The following is a 4,408-nucleotide window of genomic DNA, read 5'->3' on the forward strand; positions in this document are numbered from 1 at the left end:
CCGGACAACGCCGAACGCGCCCCGCGTGAACGCCGCAGCCGCGACCGCTACGGCCGCGACCGCCGCGCCCGTGGTGAGAACGGCAACGCGCCCGCCAGCGACGCCCCGGCGGCGGCGACTGCCGAAGCCACGACCGAGGCCGAAGCCGAAGCACCCGTGCGCTCCTACTTCACCGCGGCCCCTGTGGCAGCGGTGGCGCCGGAGGCAGTGGGCAGCGAGACGGTGGTGGAGGCAACGCCCGCCGCCCCCGTGGCCGTGCCGGCCGCCCCGCAGGCACCGGCCCCGGTGAGCGCTGCACCGGCAGCCACCTCTGGCATGCCCGCGGTGCAGGCCTTCGCCCTGTCGGTGGACGCCCTGTCCCAGATCGCCCAGCAGGCCGGCCTGGAATGGGTGCAATCCGACGCCGAGCGCGTGGCCCAGGCCCAGGCCCTCATCGCCGCCGAGCCCAAGCCGGTGCACGTGCCGCGCGAGCCCAAGCCCGCGCCGGTGCTGGACGAAGGCCCGCTGGTGCTGGTGGAAACCCGCCGCGACCTGCGCGAGATGACCCTGCCCTTCGAGGCCTGACGCCCCAGACCCGGGCTTGACCTCCGTCAAGTCCCGGGCCCTGCCGGCTTGTTATCCTGACCCCCATGACCGACACCACGACCGATTTCCCCCCGGTGCCCGACCTGGTCTGGTCGGCCGGCCTGCACAGCGGCGACGACCGCATGGACCAGACGCACGAGGAATTCGTGACCCTGGTCGCCGAGTTGCGCGCCACCCCGCCTGAGCAGCAGTTGCCGCTGTACCGCGCCCTGGTGGAACACACAGTGGAACACTTCGCCCAAGAAGACCGCTGGATGGTGGCCATCGGTTTCGCCGCCGACAATTGCCACGCCAGCCAGCACCAGAGCATTCTGGAGACCATGCGTGCCGTGGAAGAACATTTCCTGAAAGGCGACGCGGACATCATCACCCGCATGGCCGAGGCCCTGGCCGAGTGGTTCCCGATGCACGCCCGCAGCATGGACGCCGGCCTGGCGCAGCACATGCAGTCGGTCGGCTTCGACAGCCGCACCGAGACCCTGGCCGACCCGTCGCGGGTGCGCCCGGCCACCATGAGTGGTTGCGGCAGCGTCTCCTGCAGCTGACCCCGCTCCCCCTCAGACAGCGACCCCGGCACGCGCGAGCGGCCGGGGTCAATTTTTTTCACGGCGCGCCGTCGCGCTTTCACATGACAAGCCCCGGGGCCCCGCTTACGATGCCGGGCACACCCCATCAGGAGACCCGTCCATGCCCGTGATCACCAACATCGAAGACCTGCGCCAGCTGGCCGAACGGCGCGTGCCGCGCATGTTCTACGACTACGCCGACAGCGGCTCGTGGACCGAAACCACCTACCGCGCCAACGAAAGCGGGTTCCAGCGCATCCAGCTGCGCCAGCGCGTGGCGGTAAACATGGAAGGCCGCAGCACCGCCACCACCCTGGTCGGCCAGGCGGCGAGCATGCCGGTGGCCATCGCCCCGGTCGGCCTGACCGGCATGCAGCACGCCGACGGCGAGATCCACGCCGCGCGCGCCGCCGAGAAGTTCGGCATCCCCTTCACGCTGTCGACGATGAGCATCTGCTCGATCGAGGACATCGCCGAACACACCTCGGCGCCGTTCTGGTTCCAGCTTTACATGATGCGCGACCGCGACGCGATGGCGCGCATGATCGACCGTGCCAAAGCCGCGAAATGCAGCGCCCTGGTGCTGACGCTGGACCTGCAGGTGATCGGCCAGCGCCACAAGGATTTGAAGAACGGCCTGACCGCCCCGCCCCGTCCGACGCTGAACAACCTGATCAACCTGGCCACCAAACCGCGCTGGTGCCTGGGCATGCTGGGAACCCGGCGCCACACCTTCCGCAACCTGGTGGGGCACGTGAAGGGCGTGAGCGACATGCGCTCGCTGTCGGCCTGGACCAACGAGCAGTTCGATCCGCGCCTGAGCTGGGCCGACGTGGCCTGGGTAAAAGAGCGCTGGGGCGGCAAGCTCATCCTCAAAGGCATCATGGAGGTGGAGGACGCGGTACTGGCGGCCCAGGCCGGGGCCGATGCCATCGTCGTGAGCAACCACGGCGGGCGCCAGCTGGACGGGGCACCGGCCAGCATCGACGCGCTGCCGGCCATCGTGCAGGCGGTGGGCAACCAGCTGGAGGTGTGGATGGACGGCGGCATCCGCAGCGGCCAGGACGTGCTCAAGGCCTGGGCCCTGGGCGCGCGTGGCACCATGATCGGCCGCGCCATGGTCTACGGCCTGGGTGCGATGGGCGAAGCCGGCGTGACCAAGGCGCTGCAGATCATCCACAAGGAACTGGACGTGACCATGGCCTTCTGCGGCCACACCCACATCCACAACGTGGACCGCCAGATCCTGCGCCCCGGCACCTACCCCACGGCCTGATCCCGAAAAGCGTCAGAGCACCACGCCGGGGTTGCCGTCCACGCCCACCAGCTTGGGCTGGTTGATCTGCACCTGCTTGACGACCTTCTTGTCCTTCAGGTAGGTGGAGACCACGTCCCAGATCGGGGTGCCCTGCACGCCCTCCTGCACCGAGGCCCAGCCCGCCACCTTGTACTTCTTGCTGGCGTCCAGCGGCTTGCCCTTGAGCGTCAGGTTGTTGATGCGCGAACCCATCGGCGCCTTCGGGTCGCAGGTGTACTGGATGCCGCCCACGCGCACCATGTCGCCGCCTTGCTGGTAGTAGGGGTCGGGGTTGAAGATGTTGTCGGCCACGTCTTCCATGATGCCCTTGATCTGCTCGCCGGTGAACTCGTTGAGCGTGGTCGCCGGGTAGGTCAGGGCCATCTGGTCCATCATGCGCTCGTAGGTGATGACGTCGCCCGGCAGCAGGCTGGTGCCCCAGCGCACGCCCGGCGAGAACGCCGCGTCGGCGCCCTTGACTTCCATCAGCGCGTCGCAGATGAGCTGGTCCCAGGAACCGTTGAAATTGCCGCGGCGGTACAGCGCGCCTTCGGAGACGGCCAGCTTTTCCTCCAGCTTGGCCTTGTAGGGCGCGCGGTGCTGGTCGATCAGCGCCTGCATGGCGGCGTCGGGCTTGATCAGGTTGGAGAACACCGGCATCAGCTTGTAGCGGAAGTCCTGCACCTTGCCGCCGCGCACGTCGAAGTCCAGCACCGCCAGGAACTTGCCGTTGGAGCCGGCGTTGGTCACCAGCGTCTGGCCGCCGGCGTTCTTCACCACCACCGGCGCGGGCATGCCATCGTGGGTGTGGCCACCCAAAATGGCGTCGATGCCGCGCACGCGCGAGGCCATCTTGATGTCCACGTCCATGCCGTTGTGCGACAGCACCACCACCACCTGGGCGCCCTTGGCGCGGCACTCGTCCACCTGCTTCTGCATGTTTTCGTCCTGGATGCCGAAGCTCCAGTCGGGCACGAAGTGGCGCGGGTTGGCGATGGGGGTGTAGGGGAAGGCCTGGCCGATGACGGCGAGCTTGACGCCGTTCTGCTCCTTCATGACGTAGGGCGCGAACACCTGGTCACCGAAATCGGTGGTGGTGACGTTCTGCGCCACGAAGTCGATCTGGCCCTTGAAGTCTTTTTCGACGATTTCTTTGACGCGGTTGGCGCCGAAGGTGAATTCCCAGTGCGGGGTCATGATGTCCACGCCCAACAGCTTGCAGGCGTCCACCATGTCTTGCGCGTTGGACCACAGCGAGGTGGCCGAACCCTGCCAGGTGTCGCCACCGTCGAGCAGCAGCGCGTGCGGGCGATTCGCCTGGATCTGCTTGACCAGCGTGGCCAGGTGGGCAAAACCGCCGACCTTGCCGTAGGTTTGGGCGGCCTGGTCGAAATTCAGGTAGGTGAAAGCGTGGGCCGCGGCCGTGCCAGGCCGGATGCCGAAATGCTTGAGCAACTGCTCGCCCACGATATGCGGCGGACGGCCGAGTGCCTCGCCCAGGCCCAGGTTGACGTTGGGCTCGCGGAAGTAGATGGGCATCAACTGCGCGTGGCAGTCGGTGAAGTGCATGAAGCTGACGTTGCCGAATTTGGGCAGGTCGTACAAACGCTCACCGGCACCGGGGGTGGCGGCCAGCAGGTCTTGGTGGGTCAGGGCCATGCCGGAAGCGCTGGCCACGGCCAGTACCTGCATGAACTCACGGCGGCTGAAGCTCATGGTTCTTCCTTGTTGTGGGTGAATTGAGACAAAAAAGGCCAGCGGGGGCTGGCCTGTCCTGCGCCCTGCCGGCTCAGGCGATGGCGGCTTCGTCGGTGCGGGACTCGCCCTTGTTGTCGGTCCATTTGACCTGGACCTTCTCGCCCTTGGCCGCGCCCTTGAACTTGAAGCTCAGGAACGGGTTCTGCGACACCGCCCCGCTCCAGTCGCACTTGAGCACCACCTTGCCGTTGTGCGTGGCTTC

General features: G+C 67.5%; 4 protein-coding genes and 1 pseudogene. 3 read left to right on the forward strand and 2 right to left on the reverse strand.

Going from position 1 to position 4,408, the window contains the following annotated elements; all coding sequences use genetic code 11:
* The 3 genes and pseudogenes from CON77_RS13965 to CON77_RS13975 form a co-directional block, all read left to right on the forward strand.
* Positions 1-564, forward strand: a pseudogene (locus CON77_RS13965) (Rne/Rng family ribonuclease); the annotation flags it as partial.
* 65 nt (positions 565-629) lie between these two features.
* Positions 630-1,130, forward strand: coding sequence for a hemerythrin domain-containing protein (locus CON77_RS13970; RefSeq protein WP_101050109.1), 501 nt, complete (start codon positions 630-632; stop codon positions 1,128-1,130).
* 142 nt (positions 1,131-1,272) lie between these two features.
* Positions 1,273-2,427 carry an alpha-hydroxy acid oxidase gene (locus CON77_RS13975; RefSeq protein WP_101050111.1) on the forward strand — a complete coding sequence of 385 codons (1,155 nt, stop codon included), beginning with the start codon at positions 1,273-1,275 and terminating at the stop codon, positions 2,425-2,427.
* Between the two features lie 12 nt (positions 2,428-2,439).
* Here CON77_RS13975 and soxB read toward each other — a convergent pair whose 3' ends face one another.
* Together soxB and CON77_RS13985 are read right to left on the reverse strand one after the other, a co-directional pair.
* Positions 2,440-4,164: a thiosulfohydrolase SoxB gene (gene soxB, locus CON77_RS13980; protein WP_101050113.1), complete on the reverse strand. Its 1,725-nt coding sequence runs from the start codon at positions 4,162-4,164 to the stop codon at positions 2,440-2,442.
* A gap of 73 nt (positions 4,165-4,237) precedes the next feature.
* On the reverse strand, positions 4,238-4,408 hold a 171-nt coding region (locus CON77_RS13985; RefSeq protein WP_198552395.1), incomplete at its 5' end, for a thiosulfate oxidation carrier complex protein SoxZ.

This window comes from Macromonas nakdongensis (assembly GCF_002837145.1).
GTDB lineage: Bacteria > Pseudomonadota > Gammaproteobacteria > Burkholderiales > Burkholderiaceae_C > Macromonas_B > Macromonas_B nakdongensis.

Coding starts and splice junctions, on each gene's coding strand:
- CON77_RS13970 (WP_101050109.1), top strand. CDS start 630: ATGACCGACACCACGACCGATTTCCCCCCGGTGCCCGACCTGGTCTGG.
- CON77_RS13975 (WP_101050111.1), top strand. CDS start 1,273: ATGCCCGTGATCACCAACATCGAAGACCTGCGCCAGCTGGCCGAACGG.
- soxB (WP_101050113.1), bottom strand. CDS start 4,164: ATGAGCTTCAGCCGCCGTGAGTTCATGCAGGTACTGGCCGTGGCCAGC.